Here is a 16,713-nt window from a genome sequence, read left to right on the forward strand (position 1 = left end):
ACAACTCTAAGGACTATCACCATGGGCAATGCTGCCACCACCGTGACCATTAAAGACCTGCTCACCGCAATCCAGCCCGCCACCGGCGGACGGGTCATCACTGATCCGGCCACCGGGGAAACCGTGGGCCGAGCCCCTGAACATGGCGTCGCCGACCTGGAATTGGCCATCGCCGCGGCTCGCGCGGCGCAACCGGTTTGGGGTGCCCTGCCCCACGCCGAGCGCAGCGGCTTTCTGAACCGCGCCGCAGATGCCATAGAGGCCCACGCCGAGGAACTAGCCGTGCTGCTCTCCCGTGAGCAAGGCAAGCCGCTGAATGGTCCCAACGCCCGCTTTGAGGTCGGCGCCTGCGCGGCGTGGCTGCGTGCCAATGCAGCCTTCGAGCTGGAGCCCGAGGTCCTCTTCGAGGATGAGGGAGGCCGCGCCGAACTGCACTACCGTCCGCTGGGAGTGGTTGGCGCTATCGGACCGTGGAACTGGCCCATGATGATCTCCATCTGGCAGCTGGCCCCGGCGCTGCGCATGGGCAACACCGTAGTCCTCAAACCCTCGGCCAATACCCCGTTGTCGGTGCTCGCTCTGGCCCACGTGCTGAACACCGTACTGCCGGTTGACGTGCTGCACGTGATCTCGGGCCGCCGCGATGTCGGCGCGGTGATGACCAGCCACCCGGACATCGCCAAGATCATGTTCACCGGCTCCACCGCCGCCGGCCAGGACATCATCCGCTCCTCCGCAACCACCGTGAAGCGGCTGACTTTGGAATTGGGCGGAAACGACGCAGGGATCGTGCTGCCGGACGCCGACCCCAAAAAAATTGCTGAGGACCTGTTCTGGGGCGCCTTTATCAACACCGGCCAGACCTGCGCCGCACTCAAGCGCCTCTACGTACACGAGGACATCTACGAGGAGGTCTGCCAGGCGCTGGTCGAGGTCGCCAAGACCATGCCTATGGGCAATGGACTTGATGAGAACAACGTGCTGGGGCCATTGCAGAACAAGTCCCAGTTCGACATCGTCGCCAAGCTGGTCCAGGCCGCCAAGGACTCCGGGGCGCGCGTTCTGCTCGGCGGAAACCCCGCGGAGGAGCAGCCGGGCTACTTCTACCCGACCACCCTGGTGGCGGATATCGACAACGACAACGCACTGGTCGCCGAGGAACAGTTCGGCCCCGCCCTGCCGATCATCAAGTACTCCGCCATCGACGAGGCGGTCGCCATGGCCAACGCCCTGGACGTGGGACTCGGCGCCTCCGTATGGTCCTCCGACACGGATGCGGCCCGCGAAGTCGCGTCCCGCATCCAGGCCGGATCCGTCTGGATCAACAAGCACGGCACCGTGGACCCCCGCGTTCCCTTCGGCGGCGCCAAGAAGTCCGGCTACGGCCTGGAATTCGGCGTCGAGGGCCTCAAGCACCTGGGCCAGCCACAGATAATCAGCTACTAAGCATCGGCTGCTAATCATGGACCGGCTGCCCTCCGCACCACGTGGCGGGCAGCCGCAGCCCAGTCCCACCGCGAAATCCATCATTCCCCGCCGTGTTTTTTCGGCGGTGCCGAAAAGTAAATAGTCCATATTTTCAACGTTCTGGTTCTTGGTGAACCAGGCGCGGGTTGCCGGGGACACGCCCCGAAGCCCGAGGAGATCCACCGCAAGGCGCAGTGCAAAGGAACAATCATGAGCTTGTCAGGAAAAGTAGCAATCGTCACCGGCAGCGGCCGGGGACTCGGTCTGGCCTACGCCCGGGAGCTCGCCCGTCAGGGTGCCGCCGTCGTGGTCAATGACGTGGACGCCGAGGTCGCGGCCGAAGCGGTCCGGATTATCGGCGCCGATGGCGGCCGCGCCGTCGCCGTTGTCGCCCCGGTGGGCGGCACCGAAGCCGCCCAGCAGCTCGTGCAGAAAGCCGTGGAAGCCTTCGGCCGGCTGGACATCCTGGTCACCAATGCCGGAATTCTGCGGGACAAGTCCCTGCTGAAGATGACCGATGAGGACTTCGACCTCGTGATCAACGTGCACCTGAAGGGCACCTTTACCTGCGCCCGCGAGGCGTTCGCCTACTTCAAGGACCAGGGTATCGCCGGACGCATCATCACGATCGGCTCACCCACCGGGCAGCGCGGGAACTTCGGCCAGAGCAACTATGCCGCCGCCAAGGCCGGTATTGTCGGAATGGTCCGCACCTGGGCACTGGAAATGAAGAAGGCCGGCGTCACCGCCAACGCCGTCATTCCTGTGGCAGCCACCGCCATGACCAAGACCGTCCCGTACTTCACCAAGGCCATCGAAGCGGACGAGCGCGGCGAGGCCATGCCGGACTTCTTCCGCAAGGATCTGGGTTTCGGCACCGCCGACGATGTTGCAGGACTTGTCGCCTTCCTCGCCTCCGACGCGGCGGCCGGGGTCACCGGCCAGGCCATCGGCGCCGGCGGAGACCGCCTGCAGCTCTGGACCCACCCCGAGGCCGCCGCCACCGAATACCGTGAGGGCGGCTGGGGCTATGCGGACCTGGTGGAGAACTTCGGAAAGCTCTTCGGTGACAAGCTTCAAAGCGTCGGCGAGGAACTGCTCCCACTTCCAGCGGACCTCGCACCCGAAGCCGCCGAGGCACGCTGAGATGGCCGTGCAACGCTACGAGTTCGGGCTCGATGTCGCAAAGCTTGACGCGATCGACATGCATGTCCACCTCGAGGTCGATGGCCACGGACACGAATCGCTGCCACCGGCCCTGACCGAGGCGTCCGCGAAGTATTTCAAGGCCGAGGAACGTTCCCCCTCCCTTGATCGCATCGCGGAGGTCTACCGCGAACTGAACATGGCCGCCGTCGTCTTCACCGTCGACGCACGCACCCAGCTCAAGCATGAACCCAACAGCATCGAAGAGCTCATCGCCGGTGCCGCCCGGAACAATGATGTCCTGATTCCCTTCGGGAGCGTGGACCCCCGGTCCGGCAGCGAGGCCATCTGGGGTGCCAGGCACCAAGCCGTGGACCTGGGCGCCCGCGGTTTCAAATTCCATCCGTCGCTGCAGGGCTTCGACCCCTCCAACGAAAACTTCTATCCGCTCTGGGAAACCTTGCAGGAGATCGGCCTGCCGGCGATCTTCCACACCGGCCAGAACGGCATGGGAGCCGGGCTCCCCGGCGGCCACGGCATCAAGCTCGCCTATTCCAACCCGCTGCTGCTCGATGCTGTCGCGGCAGATTTCCCGGAGCTGCAAATCATCATGGCACACCCCTCGGTGCCGTGGCAGGAGGAGGCCAACTCCATCGCCACGCACAAGGCCAACGTCTTCATCGACCTCTCCGGATGGTCACCGAAGTACTTCCCGCAGTCTCTGGTGAAGATGTCCAACTCGGTGCTTCAGGACAAGGTGCTTTTCGGGACGGACTACCCGCTGATCACCCCGCAGAAGTGGCTGGGCGCTTTCGCAGACTTGCCGCTTAAGGACGAGGTCCGGCCCAAGATCCTCAAGCACAATGCAGTCCGCCTGCTCGGACTCGGAGGTTAGGATGAGCACCGAAAAAACCCTGAGCGCAGGGCACACAACGGCGACGGGTCAGCAGGCAACAGCACAGGAGCGCCTGTACGGGGTCTGCGACTACTACGATGCCGAATCCCTCCTGACCCAGGACGAGCGCCGCGTGCTTGGCAGATTGCGGGCATTTCTCGATGAGAAGGCGAAGCCGCTGCTGGCGGAGCACTGGGAACGCGGTGAATTTCCCGAACAGCTCGCCCAGCCTCTGATAGATCTGGACCTGATGGAACCGGCCGAGCTTCGAGGCATGGGCAGTACCCCTGCCCGGGGAATCTACCACGGTTTCCGGATCTTCGAACTCGCCCGCACGGATGCCTCCCTGGCGACCTACTACACCGCGCAGGCAGGGCTGTTCCGCACCGCCATCCGGGTGGGCGCTTCGGCACAGCAGCAGGCCGTGTGGATGCCCCAGGTCGTTGATTTCTCGCTTAAGGGCGTCTTTTCCCTGACCGAACCCGAATCCGGATCCGATATCGCCGGCGGGCTGTCCACCACCGCCCGACGCGATGGCCAGGGATGGGTCTTGGACGGGGCCAAGCGTTGGATCGGCGGCGCCGCCACCGCGGACGTGTTGGCCGTGTTTGCCCGCGACACCGCCGACGGCCAGGTCAAAGCGTTTCTCGTGGACCGGAATGCCGCCGGCGTGACGTTGGAGAAAATCCACGGCAAAACCTCCCTGCGGATGATGCAGAACGCCCACATCACGCTGAGCGGCGTCCGCGTTCCCGAAAGCATGCGGCTGCACAACGTGAACTCTTTCAAAGATGTCGCCGCGATGCTGAAGGCCATGCGCTCGGATGTCGCCTGGATCGCGACCGGAATCCAGGCCGGCGCGTTCGAGGCGGCCCTGCGCTACGTCACGCACCGGCAGCAGTTCGGACGCCAGCTCGGCTCCTTCCAGCTTGTCCAGGAAAAACTCGCCCGGATGCTCGGAAACGTCACCGCTTCGCTCTCACTGGTCATCCGGCTGACCGAACAGCAGGCCAAAGGCATCTACCGGGACCAGGACTCGGCCCTTGCCAAGATGCAGACGTCCCTGCTGATGCGCGAAACCGTGGCCCTGGCCCGCGAAGTCGTCGGCGGCAACGGCATTACGCTCGCCACCGATGTCGCCCGCTTCCACGCCGACGCCGAGGCCGTTTATTCCTATGAGGGCACCCATGAAATTAACGCCCTGATCATCGGCCGTGCCCTCACCGGCGAAAGTGCCTTCACCAGCTGACCCGTTTATTCCACCGACGCAGTAATCCGGCCCCGGCACCGCCGGTGGCCGGTTCCCACCCCACCTATTCCTCCAGGAGGACACCATGCCCAACCTCGTCGTCGACTTCGACAAACTGTTCACTCTCACCGGCACCGATCTGGGACGCACGGACTACCGAGAAATCACCCAGGAAGAGATCAACAAATTCGCCGACGCCACCGGAGACGACCAGTGGATCCATGTGGATCCCGAACGCGCCAAGGACGGTCCCTTCGGCGCCCCGATCGCCCACGGTTTCCTCACCCTCTCACTGATCGTCCCGTTCTGGGGCGAACTGTTCGACGTAGAGGGCGTCAGCGCCAAGGTCAACTACGGTCTGGACAAGATCCGCTTCACCTCCCCGGTCAAGGTCAACTCCCGGATCCGCATGCAGGCCACCATCACAGATATCACCGAAGTCAAGGGAGGCGCCCAAATCAAGGTCAACACCGTCATCGAGATCGAAGGCCAGGAACGTCCCGCCGTTGTTGCCGATTTCCTGGCACGCTTCTACAAGTAGACGGGAGGCTGCAGACACTGCAGCCGTCGACAAAGCCTTGAGGCAGCTTCTCAAGTCCTGGCTCTCCCTGGAAGACGTCGGCTTCGGTTCATGGCTGCAATATCGACGTCCCAAATACGGCAACGCGACCGCGATATCGAACGACCCGGTCCTAGGACGTGTCTCCCAATTCCGTCTGGCGTGGTTTGCCATGATAAACGTGTCAATTACCGTCACGCCTCTCTCCGATGTCCAGGGAGAGCTGCTCGCCCCGTTCATGCCCGATTCCATGGGCAGGGCGGGGCGCCAGTTCAAGGACCACAGGCTCGTTGTTGAGGGCATCATCTTTCGCTATGGCGCCGGCACTGGGGACACGGTGCTGGCAACCCTGTTGGGCCATGCCCTCAGGATCCACTCACTGGTAGACGGGAAACAGCGCCCGCTGCTGGTGATGCCCGGATCCGGACCCGACCGGAACTGGCCCTGCCCGACAAGCCCTGCTCCTCCACGGGCAACAGAAAATACCTGCGGGACCACGGCATCCAGTGCGTGATCCCCAAAAAGGACGACCAGAAAGCCAACCGCAAACGCAAGGACTCGGCAGGCAGCCGGCCCGTGGCCTATGACAAGGAATCCTCCCAGCGGCGCAATGTCGTAGAGCGCAGCTTCAATGCCCTGAAGCAGTGGCGCGGCATGGCAACGCGCTACGACAAGCTCGCCCTGGCTTACCGCTTGACCGCAGTGCTCCATGCCGTGCTCACCTGGAGCGCGGACATCAAGAAATCAGCATCGGGAGACAGATCTAGTGCCTGTACAATTGACCGGTATGACACAGCTCACCCCGGTACCTCCGGGGCCTTCTGCCTCAGAGGCATCCATCGCCGGGCAGCGGGCAGCCGGCGTGATTCGCTTCTCCACCGCGGGCCTGCCCGAGCCGCGGCGCGTGGAGCTGTGGGAGAAGCACAATTCCAGGTCGCTGATCGGGCTCGGCTGCCGGACTCTCAATGGCGCTTCCCTGGAGGCGACCGAACACAACCTCCAACTCCCCGGAATCCAGTTCGCCCATGTGGCAGGCAACCCGCACGTGGTGGAACGAACCCAAAGCTACATTTCCGCAACTCCTGCCGACGCCGTCGTCGTATATTTCAACTTGGAAGGCGAAGCCTTCTTCTATCACCGCGACGGATGCGAAATGCTGCGCCCTGGCCAGGCTTTCCTCGATTCCTGGCCCGACGCCGGCTGATCAGGTCAAGGCCGCGTTGGATTCCGCGACTCGTGTGAACGTTGCCGAACGCGCCTTCTAAGTTAGCCAGTCTTCCCGCCTAGCGGGACCTGAGCGCCTTGCCGTGAGCGTTCCCTTCAGTTCGCTCACGGCGGTATGGCCGCAACCGGCCAATGTCATGGTATTTGGCCACGCAATTCAAGGCATTGCCTGACGTGGCACGGCTGGTAGCCAATCGCGCCTGGTGGCCCGAACCTGTAGCCGAAATCCGCCGCATCCGAGAACAAATACTCCCCCGTACCCGGCAATCCCCAGGTGCTGTTCACACCGGGGCACACCCACGGGCGCTACTCCTACTATTTCCCAGATCATGGTGCCCTCGTCGCCGGAGATGCGATAGTGACCTACAATCACTACCGGGCAATGTCCTCGCCGCAGATCGTTTCCGACGCTGCCACAGTGGATCTTAAAAGAGCGCTTGAGTCCTTAGCAGTTCTTGCAGCGACGGGCACGCAAACTGTCTTACTGGGCCACGGAGAACCTTGGCATCAGGGGCTGGAACAGTTGGTTCGCATAGCTAGGTCCCACGGCAGCTCATAAGTCCGATCCTAGAAGAGCAGCACAAATCAGCAACGAGCGACAGTCCAAGCATCTTCTGAAGAATAAGAATCTTCCACCTATCTTGCCCGCAGTTTCTGGATGTTTAAAAGGATTGAACATAAAGCCGTGGCACTACTCTGCGACGTGTATGCCGCGAATACCCATCTGGGTTGTTACAGCCAGTTAGTGACTGAGCTCTTCGATAATTGCGTCATTGAAGGTTGCCAGATCGCCCGGGTTGCGTGAAGTGATTAAAGCAAAGTTCTCTGCCGGGCAACGAAAAACCTGTTCGTCTTTCCAGGTGCCGCCAGCATTGATGACGTCTGCCTTAATAGACTTGTATGAAGTGAGGGTCTTATTTTTCACTAATCCTGTTTCAACCAGTAGCCACGGACCGTGGCATATCGATGCCACCGGGCGTCCAGATGCTGCGAATGACTTTACGATGCGTTGAGCATCTGTATCCAGTCGGAGATTGTCTGCGTTCAGCGTGCCTCCCGGAACGAGTAATAGATCGAACTCGCTTTCGCGGACTTCAGATAATTTTTCGTCCACCTCGAAGACCTCGCCTAAGTCCCAGTCGCCGACGAGGGTCTGAACCTGGCCTGTTTCAGGAGCGGCGATGGTGACTTTGATTCCAGCACGTTCTAATTTCTCGACAGGCTCCTTCAACTCATCCTGCTCGACTCCGCGGTTGGAAACCACGACGAGGACTTTCTTATCTGTTAACTCGGACATGAGGTGTTCCTTTCATTTGGGTTCCAGAGCTAGCTTGGCACTCCGGGTACAACCCAGCAAGAGGTGATCAGGAAATATTCAGCCGAGCATGCACAGCGTCCCGTGCTTTAGCTTGTGTGAGGGAAGCCAAGGAGGATCTTTGACTCTATGGATCGCAGCGCTGAATGTCATCCCGCTAATGGCCGCAGGCCGAACAGCATACGGATATTTGGTCGGGCTGGTTCTGATTTGGGGACCTAACCGAAGGAGAAAGATCATGGCAGATGAAAACAACTCCGGACAGTTCGGAAACCGGGAAGACACCGAAGAGCAGGCCCGGAAGGGCGGCGAAGCGAGCTTCGGCAGCTTCGGCAGCTTCGGCGAAGAGAACAGCGCCGATCCAAGCGAAGCAGGGCGCAAGGGGGCTGATGCCCAGTCAACGGAAGCGAAAGCTCGTGGCGGAGAAAACAGCCACTAGAGCCCTTTGCTGAATTTTGGCAGCTGGCACGGAAATTTCCGTGCCAGCTGCCGTCAGCAACTATTCATGTCGGCTTTCCACCTGGCCCGCGGGAAAACTGCGGCCTGTTCCGGGAACGCCATGAAAGACAACGCGAGGTTCCAAGGCCATCCGCTCAATATTTCACTAGCTCGCACCACTTCACTTGCTGCGGGGTAGCTTCTACTCTCTGGCCCTCCTGATCCGCTGTAGGCGAAGGAATGGCCTGGATCAATCCATATTTCGACCCGGAAACAGGTCTATCCCGCAACACCATGTGGGTGCCACGGGATAGAGCGTCGCCTCTTAAGAAATCACTGCTAGCTTCTCCAACGCAAACTTGGAGTATTCTTCCAGCAGCTCTGGATCATCCACTGCACCGAGGTCTGCAACCTGGTCAAGTGGCGCTCCTTGAAGCATTCGTTTAACCGGCACTTCAAGTTTCTTGCCCGTGCGCGTATGCGGAATAGCACGCATGAACACAATCTCATCGGGCAAGTACCGGACTGAAAGATTCTGCCTTATGGATTGGATTATTGCTGTCTTGGCTACTTCCGGATCCGTCCCGCTGGTCACCTGAACGAAGAGCGGCATGTAGTAATCGGTGCCCAGCTCCACCCCAACGATCAAAGCTTCGGCAACCTCAGGCAGAGATTCAACGGCAGCATAAATATCTGCCGAGCCAAGCCGCAACCCGTTACGGTTGAGCGTTGAATCAGAACGCCCATGGATGAGAATGCCGCGTTGCGTGAACTCGATAAAGTCACCGTGGCGCCATACTCCCGGATATGTACTGAAGTAGCTCTCGTGATACCTGGTACCGTCGTCTCCCCAGAATTTCAGAGGCATTGACGGCATCGGCTTGGTAATTACCAGCTCGCCTTTGCCCGTAGTAGGGTCGCCATGCTCATCCCATGCTTCAACCCGCACACCCAGTGCAGGAGCTTGGATATATCCAACATGGACAGGCAAATTCGGAGATCCTCCTACGAAGATCGACGCGATATCCGTTCCACCACTCATGGAGGCCAGCCAGATGTCCCCCACATGTGAGTAGACCCAGCGAAAGCCATCGGTAGACAGCGGAGAACCGGTAACTTGCAAGCTCTTCAATGAACCAAGATCATGTTCGTCCTGCGGCACCAATTCAGTCTTGGCACATGCATGGACAAAACCTGCACCTACACCAAGAACCGCAACCCGCTCCTGAGCTGTAATCTGCCAGACCCTATCCAATGAAGGGAACGTGGGATTCCCGTCAACGAGCACGGCAGTAGCTCCCACACCCAAAGCGCTGACCACTGCATTCCAAAGCACCCAACTGGTCGAAGCTACGTTGAGATACCGATCCCCCGGACGTAAGTCAGAGTGGATCAGAAGCATTTTTAGCTCCTCTAGCAAGGCTCCACCATGCCCGTGCACAATCCCCTTCGGAATACCCGTAGTACCGGAGGAAAACAGCACCCATAGTGGGTGGCTGAACTCGACGTCGGCAAAACGCAGTTCAGCCGGCTCGGCTACTGCCTGTTCCCAAGTGGTAGCGGATGCGGCAGTTTCAATCGTTGGGGTTGAAGTATGCCGGCCAACCCAGATGATGTGTTCCACTGTGGGCAACTGAGCGAAAATCTCGTTCAGTTCCTCCCTGCGATCCCGGTCCTTGCCGCCGAGCATGTAGCCGGGCGCGGCGAGCACTACCTTCGGTTCCAGCTGGGCAAAACGCGAAACGACTGCGCCGGCCCCAAACTCGGGAGCGCAAACTGACCAGATGGCACCGAGCGAAGCGGTGGCGAGCAAACCCACTACTGCTTCGGCGACATTTGGGAGGATCGCTACAACACAATCACCATGGCCCACACCGCGCACGCGCAAATACTGTGCCAGCGCAGCAACTTCTTCCCGCAGGCTCTCCCAGCTGGTTTCCTCGCGTCCGCCATCTTCGGAAATGGCGATCAGCGCGGTGCCCTCATGTCCATGGAGCAAGTGCCGAGCAAAATTCAGCGTTCGTCCGGGAAACCATTTAGTGTTCGGCATTGGGTCTTGGCTCATGACTTCACCAGCCACGCCACCGAACTCAACTCCCGCAAATTTAGCGAAAAGCTCCCAAAACTGCTCTGGTTCATCAACAGACCACTGCCACAGTGACTCGTAGTCAGCGCCGGCTTCATGACCATGCTGCGCCACGAACTCGGTAAATCTGCCGACGCCGGTCTGCGCGAAATCTGCGCTATTGGGCTGCCAAATCAGCTCACCGTCCGCTGCAGCTGCATCGATAATCACGACGCGCCCAAGGATGTGGAACTTGCTTGACGCTGACTTGCAATTTCTGACGCAGAGATTGGCTCGGTGCCAAACAATACGAACAAGACCCGTGCTGTCCGATCCGTCCGGTTTGACCAGGCGTGGCTGGTAGCGCGCTGGATTGCGACATCTCCGGCCCGCATCGTGGCCTCCCCCTCGTCAACCAGGAGAGTGATTTCTCCTTCCAGAACTACCGCGTAATCCAAGGATTCGGTGCGGTGGAACCAGAAGTGCTTTCCCCCGCTGCGTTCGGCACCCGCATCGGCTTCTTCGTGACCATCCAGTTCGTCAAAAATCGCCGAGTTGGCATCCTTGGGGTACACAGAATCTGGCGGAAAATCTGCGATCCGCATAATCGTCTCTCCCGGAGCCGGGAAACTTGGAATCTCGGTGTCGGCGCCGGCCATGTCAGTGTCGCTGACGTGGTCGATGATACCGGCCTTGGTCATCCACGGAACAGTGGCTCCAAAGCCTGGAATCGTGTCCGAGGAGAAATGGTGCGGTGCGTCTGCGTCCGACAGGATGACGGCGAGACCTTGGTCATTGTGTCCGGTAACTACCCGGCGAACTGGTGGGCGGGACATTACGCGACCCAGTTTTCGTGCGGGTACTGGCGTGGTTCTGGCCACCAAGGGGCCTTTTCGCGTTCGGCCGAGATTGGGGTTCGCAACGTGCCAACGCCCTCTAGCTCGAGCTCAATGACGTCGCCCGGCTGCAGGAACGTGCCGATTTCAACGCCCGCGCCGAATCCCATGGTGCCGGAACCGATGAGGTCCCCTGGCTGCAGGCGGTCCGAGATTGAAACATAAGCAAGAAGTTCTGCTGGGGTGTAGACGAAGTCCTCCACCTTGGTCTCGGAAAGTACCTTGCCGTTGACGCGAACTTGGCCTTTGAGGCCTTCAATGGATTTGATTTCGTCCATTGTGGTGACCCATGGACCGATGCCGTAGCCGAAGTCCTTGCACTTCTGCGGGCCCATGCCGATGGCCATTTCCGCGCCCTGGATATCGCGGGCACTGAAGTCGTTGAAGACGGTGATGCCGAAGAGATGGTCCATCGCGTTATCCGGTGTCAGATTGCTGCCGGACTTTCCCACGACATAGCCGATCTCCAGTTCCCAGTCCAACTGTTCGGTGAAATCCGGGTAGGGCAGTTCCTGGTTATGTCCGTACGACATTGCGGTGGTGCCCTTGAAGAAGCCCGGGCGGTCATAGATCGAGCGGGCCGGCTGCGACTTGGCAACAATCCGGTGGAAGTTCTGGATGTGCTTCTCGAAGGTCAGTCCGTCACGGATGACCGGGGAGTCAACGGCCGCGCGCCAAGAGACTTCATCAATGGCAAAAGAAGCATCATCGGCTGCAGCCAAGGCGTCGTGTGCTGCGTCAAGGAAGATGGAACCTCCCCCGATTCCTGCGGCCAGGCTTCCGGGAAGCACCGCCAGAGCAAGTGCGCGGGCGCGCTCTGGTTCGGCACCTTTGCGCTGCAAGGTCAATGCATAGGCCCGTGCCAGGTCGATAACTCGGCCGGAGTCCGGCTGCGCGGCAACAAGGCGGATCTGTTCACCATCGGGGGTGTCTACTGCAATGCGTCCAAATTTCATGGTTTCTCCTGATTAGTAATAGATTCGATACGTACAGTATCGCATTGTGCTTAGGGAAATGCAATGCTTAAAAAACTCATGGATCAGCTGGCCCGCAGCAGCGGCCCGGTTTCGCACAATTCCGCCAGCGGCTTGCGGCCTGAGAGCATTCCGAGTCCACGGCGAATCTGCGTAAGCAACTCCAGGCCTATGGGATCCACCGTTAATGTCCTCGCCCGCGCAGCCCATGCAGTTGCCGCGGCGGCCTGATAGCCATGACGCTCAAGCAGCGCTACGCCGTCTTGCTCATCCAACGATTCACCGGCCGCGGCACCGCGTGCCAGCGCACGCAAGTAGCCGGTGAGCTCCTTAGATCCCAATAGCTCAGTACGCACCACCAGACCTTGGCCCGGCAGCTGCGGCAGAAGTTCGTTCACCTCCGACACGCACCTCATACCGGCTTGTTCCGCAAGCTTGTCGAATGGCGGGCCAAGCAGGCTCGCGTCGATTTCTTTAGCCAGCAGTGCTTCAAATCGTTCGCGTACCCCGCCGATCACCACATAATCCACGTCGATTCCTGCGCCGCCCAACAGATGCCGGGCAAGCAGGGCAAAACCGTTATCCGGGGCGTCCACCGCGAACCTGCATCCAGCCAGATCCGCCATAGTTGCCATCTCGTCACGCGCATAGATGCCCAGCGGAGTGGTCGCCTCGACTTGAGCAATGAGACGCACGTCGGCACCGGCCCGATCCCATTCGAACACGTTGTCCATGGCGGTGACGGCCACATCAATGGTGCCGTCCAGCAGCCCGGCGAGCTGCTTCGTGCTGGAGGTGGTCCGGGTGGGCTGCACCTCTACGCCTTCCAGGAATCCCAGCTCGGTAGCCAGCAGGTAGGGTACCGGCGGTACGAAGTGGCTTTGGCGCAGTATCACGAGGCGGCCCCACCGGCTGCGGCAACCGCGACCGGACGGTCTGCGTACCAGGGAGGCAGCTGCCCGGAAGGGCCGCGGACCGTCGAGCGCTGGGTGCCGAGACTGGTGATCTCCGCTTCCATCACATCTCCATCGCGCAGGAATCGGCCCCAGTGCGATCCGTTGCCCGCAGGCGAACCGGTGATCAGCACATCCCCGGGCTGCAGTACGGCAACCGAGGATGCGTAGGCGATCAGGCTCGGGATGTCGAAGAGCAGGTCATCGGCCAGGGCATCTTGCATCAGCGTGCCATTGAGGCTCAACTGGATTCGCAGCTTTGCCGGGTCCGGCACATACCGCTTCGGCACCACATAGGGACCAGTGGGGAAGAATGTCGGCTGGTTCTTCGACCGGAACCAGTCGGTACCCATCATCGCGATGTCGGTGCGCGGCACGAGAGCGCGCGAGGTGACATCGTTGACGATGGTGTACCCGGCGACGTAATCCATGGCATCTGCTGCCGCAACCCGGTGCGTCTTGCGGCCAATGACCACACCTAGCTCCAGCTCCCAGTCGACGTTACTGCCGACATCGGGCAACTGCACGTCGTCATAGGCGCCGCAGACAGCGGAGGGTATCCCGGTCCAGACATATGGATCACCCGTACGGCCGCGTTCATCGATTTCGGCCGCGGCGTCGGCCGCCAATTGATTCTCGTCGGCACCTTCTTTCCCCAGCTTGTGGGCAACGCTCATCTGGATGACGTGCTCACGGTAGTTCGCCCCGGCGGCGATGATGGTGCCCACCGGCTGCACCGGTGGGTGCACCTTCAGGCCCTTGAGCGCACGGCCGCCGGCGGCGGCCGGGTCAAGCTGCTCGAGCGCATCCAGGTGGGAATCCCACTGGGCGAAAAGATCCCCGATCCGGGTGATGCCCGGCAGCACGCTGCGCAGGTCCACGACCCGGTCCCCAAAGACGGCCCCGGGAAATTGCTCCGTGCCATCTTCGAAGGTGCCCAGCTTAAATCCGCTGATGCGAGTTTCCCTCATGAGTCCTCCATGTTCCATGATGTTCTTGCCTATACCGGTGGCGGGACGAAAAGACCCTTGTCCTTGTCGTTGAACATTTCCTTGGCAATGAATTCATCCATGTCCCCGCCGGTGCCCCACTGGTCCGAGGTCATCGGATCAGAAGTGTCGTAAATGCTCGGGTGCCAGGTGTCCTCATCGATCGAATCAAGTTCGGTGGTGAATTCCATGGTGTTGCCGTTGGGATCATGGAAGTAGGTGAAGGTGTTGTCCCCGGCGCTGTGCCGTCCCGGACCCCAGATCTTCTTGAATCCCGAACGCAGCAGCTTGCCGCTGCCGCGCATGTACTCGTCGATCCCGCGCAGTTCGAAGGACGCGTGCTGCAGCGAGGCGTGCGGGCCGCGGGCAATGGCAATGGAGTGGTGCTGCGAGTTGCATCGCAAGAAGTAGAACAGATCCCCCATGTGCGGGTGGTTCAGCGTGTCCGAGAGCCGGAAGCCCAAGTGCTGCTCATACCAAGCGAGCATCTTCTCCGGTTCAGGCGAGTTGAGCACCACGTGGGATAGGCGCACCGGGATGGCTTCGCGTTCCTCGATCTTGCGGTGCTTGCGCACCTCGACATCCGAGGAGACCTCGATGGTTCGTCCTTCCAGGTCGAAGAAGCGGAAGCCGTATCCCCCGCCAAGCGTTTTGAGGTCATCGGGTTCGCCGATGAGCTTGACCCCTTTGGCAATGAGGTCAGAGGCAAGCTGGTCCACCGCGGCATTGTCCGCAGCGCCGAACGCGACCATGTCAAGACGCTTTTCTTCGGCCTCGCGCACGCGGACCGAGTATTGTTCCGGCGAGCCCTCGGCGGCAAAGTACGTGACTCCGCCGTCGTCCTGCATCTCGGTCAATCCCCAGTGGTTCTTGTAGAAGTCAACCTGTTTTTTGTAATCTGGCACCGCGATATCGAAGTGGCGCAGGTGTGTGATTGGGCTGAAGGCCATGATGTTCTCCTGTAATTCTTTCCGCCTGGGCGGAGGTGTGTCTTGAGAATTTTTGGGCTAGAGGTTCGCCGGCACGTCGTGGCCGACCTCCGGGATGCTGGCAGCGATGCGTTCGAGTGCTTCGGGGGTATCCCCGAGGCCCAGGATGTAGCGGTCCGGACGGACCACCACGACCTTGGCGCCGGCGGCCTCAAGAATCCGGCCGACCTTGGCAGAATCGAACAAGACGACAACAAAATCGTTGTCCTCGAGCTGGCTGCGCAGCACAGCCGGCACTGCGGAGTAGATCTCCGGGGTTGTGGCCACCAGGAAGCGGGAACCGACGATGTCATCCAGGCGCACCCCGTCGGCGAGGATCGGCTGTGTGGCCAGATGCCCGGCGCGGCTGTCGATCTCCCCCTCGTGCAGACCCGGTCCCAGCGGGGGTGCGACGGGCGCCGAAGCCGCGGGATTTGCGCGGATGAAGGCATCGCGCTGCTTGGCGACCTCGGCATCGGTGGTCTGAATGAAGCCCGCGGCATTGGCAGCCTGCTCCACCCAGAACCGTGCGTGCGGCAAGCGTTCTGACTCGTAGGTATCAAGCAGGCTGTCATCGGCAGCGCCGCGCTTGACCGCGTCCAGCTTCCAGACCAGATTGGCGACGTCGCGCATTCCGGCGCACAGGCCCTGCCCGAAGAGCGGCGGAGCCTGGTGGGCTGCGTCGCCGGCCAGGAAAATGTTTCCGGCACGCCACCGCTGGGAAATGCGTCCGCGGAATGTGTAGGTCGCCAGGCGGTCTGCAGTGAATTTACCTGCCGGCAGCACGCCGCGGCTGAGGCGCTCGAGGCCCGCCGGAGTAGTAATTTCCTCGGGGTCATCCCCCGGCATGAGCATGAACTCCATGCGCACACGTTTGCCGGGGAGCCGTATCCACAGAGCAGGGCGGGTATGGTGGCCCAAGAAGATCATGTCCGAGGATAATCCGGGGCTGTCTTCAAGGATCCCATCGGCGACCAGCCACTGCGCATCCTCGCCGATTTTTTCGGTTTCGATGTTCAGCGCTTTGCGGCTCTGCGAGCGGGCTCCATCAGCTGCGATAGCCCAACGGGCCCGGATCAAGGATTCTTCGCCATCCGCGTTCTGCACCGCAACTTCGACGCCTTCGCCAACATTGCGCACTGAAAGCACCGTCATGCCGCGGCGCAGCTCAACGCCTGGCAGTTCCTCCACGACCTCATGCAACAGGCATTCGATCTCAGGCTGGTGGAAGGTCAGATCGTCGTGCCATCCCTGCGCCCCGAGCTGGCCGGTTGGCACGGAAATCAGGACTTCGCCCGCCTCGTTCTCGATATGCATCGAGGCCATCGGCAATGTGGCCTTGGCGAAGCGTTCTGCCACTCCCAAGGATTGAAGAGTGCGGAAGATTTCTCCATCAAAGTGCACGGCGCGTGCGGTCGGCCACGCCTGGATCTCGCGCTCTACTCCGACGGCACTCAGGCCGGCGCGGCCCAGCAGGGCCAGAGCAGTAACGCCCACCGGTCCACCGCCAACCACCACCACGTCAACTTCAACGATCTTTGCCATCCCGCTCCTTCAAGTTCAGTACGTATCGTT

General features: G+C 60.8%; 16 protein-coding genes and 1 pseudogene. 9 read left to right on the forward strand and 8 right to left on the reverse strand.

Annotated elements, in window-relative coordinates; all coding sequences use genetic code 11:
- Positions 1-21 precede the first annotated feature (21 nt).
- The 8 genes and pseudogenes from ACX5K5_RS15350 (at position 22) to ACX5K5_RS15385 (ending at position 7,099) form a co-directional block, all read left to right on the forward strand.
- A complete protein-coding gene (locus ACX5K5_RS15350) occupies positions 22-1,446 on the forward strand; it encodes an aldehyde dehydrogenase family protein (protein WP_459174717.1) in 1,425 nt (474 codons plus the stop codon).
- Between the two features lie 231 nt (positions 1,447-1,677).
- On the forward strand, positions 1,678-2,613 hold the full coding sequence (locus ACX5K5_RS15355) for an SDR family NAD(P)-dependent oxidoreductase (RefSeq protein ID WP_459174718.1): 936 nt from the start codon (positions 1,678-1,680) through the stop codon (positions 2,611-2,613).
- A gap of 1 nt (position 2,614) precedes the next feature.
- A complete protein-coding gene (locus ACX5K5_RS15360) occupies positions 2,615-3,508 on the forward strand; it encodes an amidohydrolase family protein (protein WP_459174719.1) in 894 nt (297 codons plus the stop codon).
- Position 3,509: 1 nt separating this feature from the next.
- Positions 3,510-4,757, forward strand: coding sequence for an acyl-CoA dehydrogenase family protein (locus ACX5K5_RS15365; RefSeq protein WP_459174720.1), 1,248 nt, complete (start codon positions 3,510-3,512; stop codon positions 4,755-4,757).
- 85 nt (positions 4,758-4,842) lie between these two features.
- On the forward strand, positions 4,843-5,298 hold the full coding sequence (locus ACX5K5_RS15370; RefSeq protein WP_459174721.1) for a MaoC family dehydratase: 456 nt from the start codon (positions 4,843-4,845) through the stop codon (positions 5,296-5,298).
- Between the two features lie 190 nt (positions 5,299-5,488).
- Positions 5,489-6,045: pseudogene (locus ACX5K5_RS15375) on the forward strand (transposase); the annotation flags it as partial.
- A gap of 37 nt (positions 6,046-6,082) precedes the next feature.
- Positions 6,083-6,520 carry a hypothetical protein gene (locus ACX5K5_RS15380; protein ID WP_459175449.1) on the forward strand — a complete coding sequence of 146 codons (438 nt, stop codon included), beginning with the start codon at positions 6,083-6,085 and terminating at the stop codon, positions 6,518-6,520.
- A 294-nt stretch (positions 6,521-6,814) separates the two neighbouring features.
- Positions 6,815-7,099 carry an MBL fold metallo-hydrolase gene (locus ACX5K5_RS15385; protein ID WP_459174722.1) on the forward strand — a complete coding sequence of 95 codons (285 nt, stop codon included), beginning with the start codon at positions 6,815-6,817 and terminating at the stop codon, positions 7,097-7,099.
- A 183-nt stretch (positions 7,100-7,282) separates the two neighbouring features.
- Here the strand turns inward: ACX5K5_RS15385 and ACX5K5_RS15390 are convergent, their stop codons facing one another.
- The gene (locus ACX5K5_RS15390; protein WP_459174723.1) at positions 7,283-7,837 is read right to left on the reverse strand and encodes a type 1 glutamine amidotransferase domain-containing protein; all 555 of its coding nucleotides are present in this window, start codon (positions 7,835-7,837) and stop codon (positions 7,283-7,285) included.
- Positions 7,838-8,093: 256 nt separating this feature from the next.
- On the opposite strand from ACX5K5_RS15390, the gene ACX5K5_RS15395 reads away from it, so the two are divergent.
- On the forward strand, positions 8,094-8,294 hold the full coding sequence (locus ACX5K5_RS15395) for a stress protein (RefSeq protein WP_459174724.1): 201 nt from the start codon (positions 8,094-8,096) through the stop codon (positions 8,292-8,294).
- 324 nt (positions 8,295-8,618) lie between these two features.
- Here ACX5K5_RS15395 and ACX5K5_RS15400 read toward each other — a convergent pair whose 3' ends face one another.
- The 7 genes from ACX5K5_RS15400 to ACX5K5_RS15430 all read right to left on the reverse strand — a co-directional run bounded on the left by ACX5K5_RS15400 (position 8,619) and on the right by ACX5K5_RS15430 (position 16,683).
- Entirely contained in the window at positions 8,619-10,589 is a 1,971-nt protein-coding gene (locus tag ACX5K5_RS15400) for an acetoacetate--CoA ligase (RefSeq protein ID WP_459174725.1), read from the reverse strand.
- Positions 10,586-11,194: a cupin domain-containing protein gene (locus ACX5K5_RS15405; RefSeq protein WP_459174726.1), complete on the reverse strand. Its 609-nt coding sequence runs from the start codon at positions 11,192-11,194 to the stop codon at positions 10,586-10,588. Before ACX5K5_RS15405 ends, ACX5K5_RS15400 begins: the two co-directional genes overlap by 4 nt.
- Positions 11,194-12,210, reverse strand: coding sequence for a fumarylacetoacetate hydrolase family protein (locus ACX5K5_RS15410; protein WP_459174727.1), 1,017 nt, complete (start codon positions 12,208-12,210; stop codon positions 11,194-11,196). The genes ACX5K5_RS15405 and ACX5K5_RS15410 overlap by 1 nt, the downstream gene beginning before the upstream one ends.
- An 83-nt stretch (positions 12,211-12,293) precedes the next feature.
- A complete protein-coding gene (locus ACX5K5_RS15415; RefSeq protein ID WP_459174728.1) occupies positions 12,294-13,124 on the reverse strand; it encodes an ABC transporter substrate-binding protein in 831 nt (276 codons plus the stop codon).
- Entirely contained in the window at positions 13,121-14,152 is a 1,032-nt protein-coding gene (locus tag ACX5K5_RS15420) for a fumarylacetoacetate hydrolase family protein (RefSeq protein ID WP_459174729.1), read from the reverse strand. The genes ACX5K5_RS15415 and ACX5K5_RS15420 overlap by 4 nt, the downstream gene beginning before the upstream one ends.
- A gap of 29 nt (positions 14,153-14,181) precedes the next feature.
- Positions 14,182-15,120 carry a VOC family protein gene (locus ACX5K5_RS15425; protein WP_105658735.1) on the reverse strand — a complete coding sequence of 313 codons (939 nt, stop codon included), beginning with the start codon at positions 15,118-15,120 and terminating at the stop codon, positions 14,182-14,184.
- A 57-nt stretch (positions 15,121-15,177) separates the two neighbouring features.
- Entirely contained in the window at positions 15,178-16,683 is a 1,506-nt protein-coding gene (locus ACX5K5_RS15430; protein WP_459174730.1) for a bifunctional 3-(3-hydroxy-phenyl)propionate/3-hydroxycinnamic acid hydroxylase, read from the reverse strand.
- Positions 16,684-16,713: the final 30 nt, after the last annotated feature.

The sequence above is a fragment of the Glutamicibacter bergerei genome, from assembly GCF_054495185.1.

What these genes read in the sequence shown, in the direction of transcription:
- ACX5K5_RS15410 (WP_459174727.1), bottom strand. Translation starts at nt 12,210, where the DNA reads ATGAAATTTGGACGCATTGCAGTAGACACCCCCGATGGTGAACAGATC.
- ACX5K5_RS15390 (WP_459174723.1), bottom strand. Translation starts at nt 7,837, where the DNA reads ATGTCCGAGTTAACAGATAAGAAAGTCCTCGTCGTGGTTTCCAACCGC.
- ACX5K5_RS15355 (WP_459174718.1), top strand. Translation starts at nt 1,678, where the DNA reads ATGAGCTTGTCAGGAAAAGTAGCAATCGTCACCGGCAGCGGCCGGGGA.
- ACX5K5_RS15405 (WP_459174726.1), bottom strand. Translation starts at nt 11,194, where the DNA reads ATGTCCCGCCCACCAGTTCGCCGGGTAGTTACCGGACACAATGACCAA.
- ACX5K5_RS15360 (WP_459174719.1), top strand. Translation starts at nt 2,615, where the DNA reads ATGGCCGTGCAACGCTACGAGTTCGGGCTCGATGTCGCAAAGCTTGAC.
- ACX5K5_RS15420 (WP_459174729.1), bottom strand. Translation starts at nt 14,152, where the DNA reads ATGAGGGAAACTCGCATCAGCGGATTTAAGCTGGGCACCTTCGAAGAT.
- ACX5K5_RS15430 (WP_459174730.1), bottom strand. Translation starts at nt 16,683, where the DNA reads ATGGCAAAGATCGTTGAAGTTGACGTGGTGGTGGTTGGCGGTGGACCG.
- ACX5K5_RS15395 (WP_459174724.1), top strand. Translation starts at nt 8,094, where the DNA reads ATGGCAGATGAAAACAACTCCGGACAGTTCGGAAACCGGGAAGACACC.
- ACX5K5_RS15425 (WP_105658735.1), bottom strand. Translation starts at nt 15,120, where the DNA reads ATGGCCTTCAGCCCAATCACACACCTGCGCCACTTCGATATCGCGGTG.
- ACX5K5_RS15365 (WP_459174720.1), top strand. Translation starts at nt 3,510, where the DNA reads ATGAGCACCGAAAAAACCCTGAGCGCAGGGCACACAACGGCGACGGGT.
- ACX5K5_RS15350 (WP_459174717.1), top strand. Translation starts at nt 22, where the DNA reads ATGGGCAATGCTGCCACCACCGTGACCATTAAAGACCTGCTCACCGCA.
- ACX5K5_RS15370 (WP_459174721.1), top strand. Translation starts at nt 4,843, where the DNA reads ATGCCCAACCTCGTCGTCGACTTCGACAAACTGTTCACTCTCACCGGC.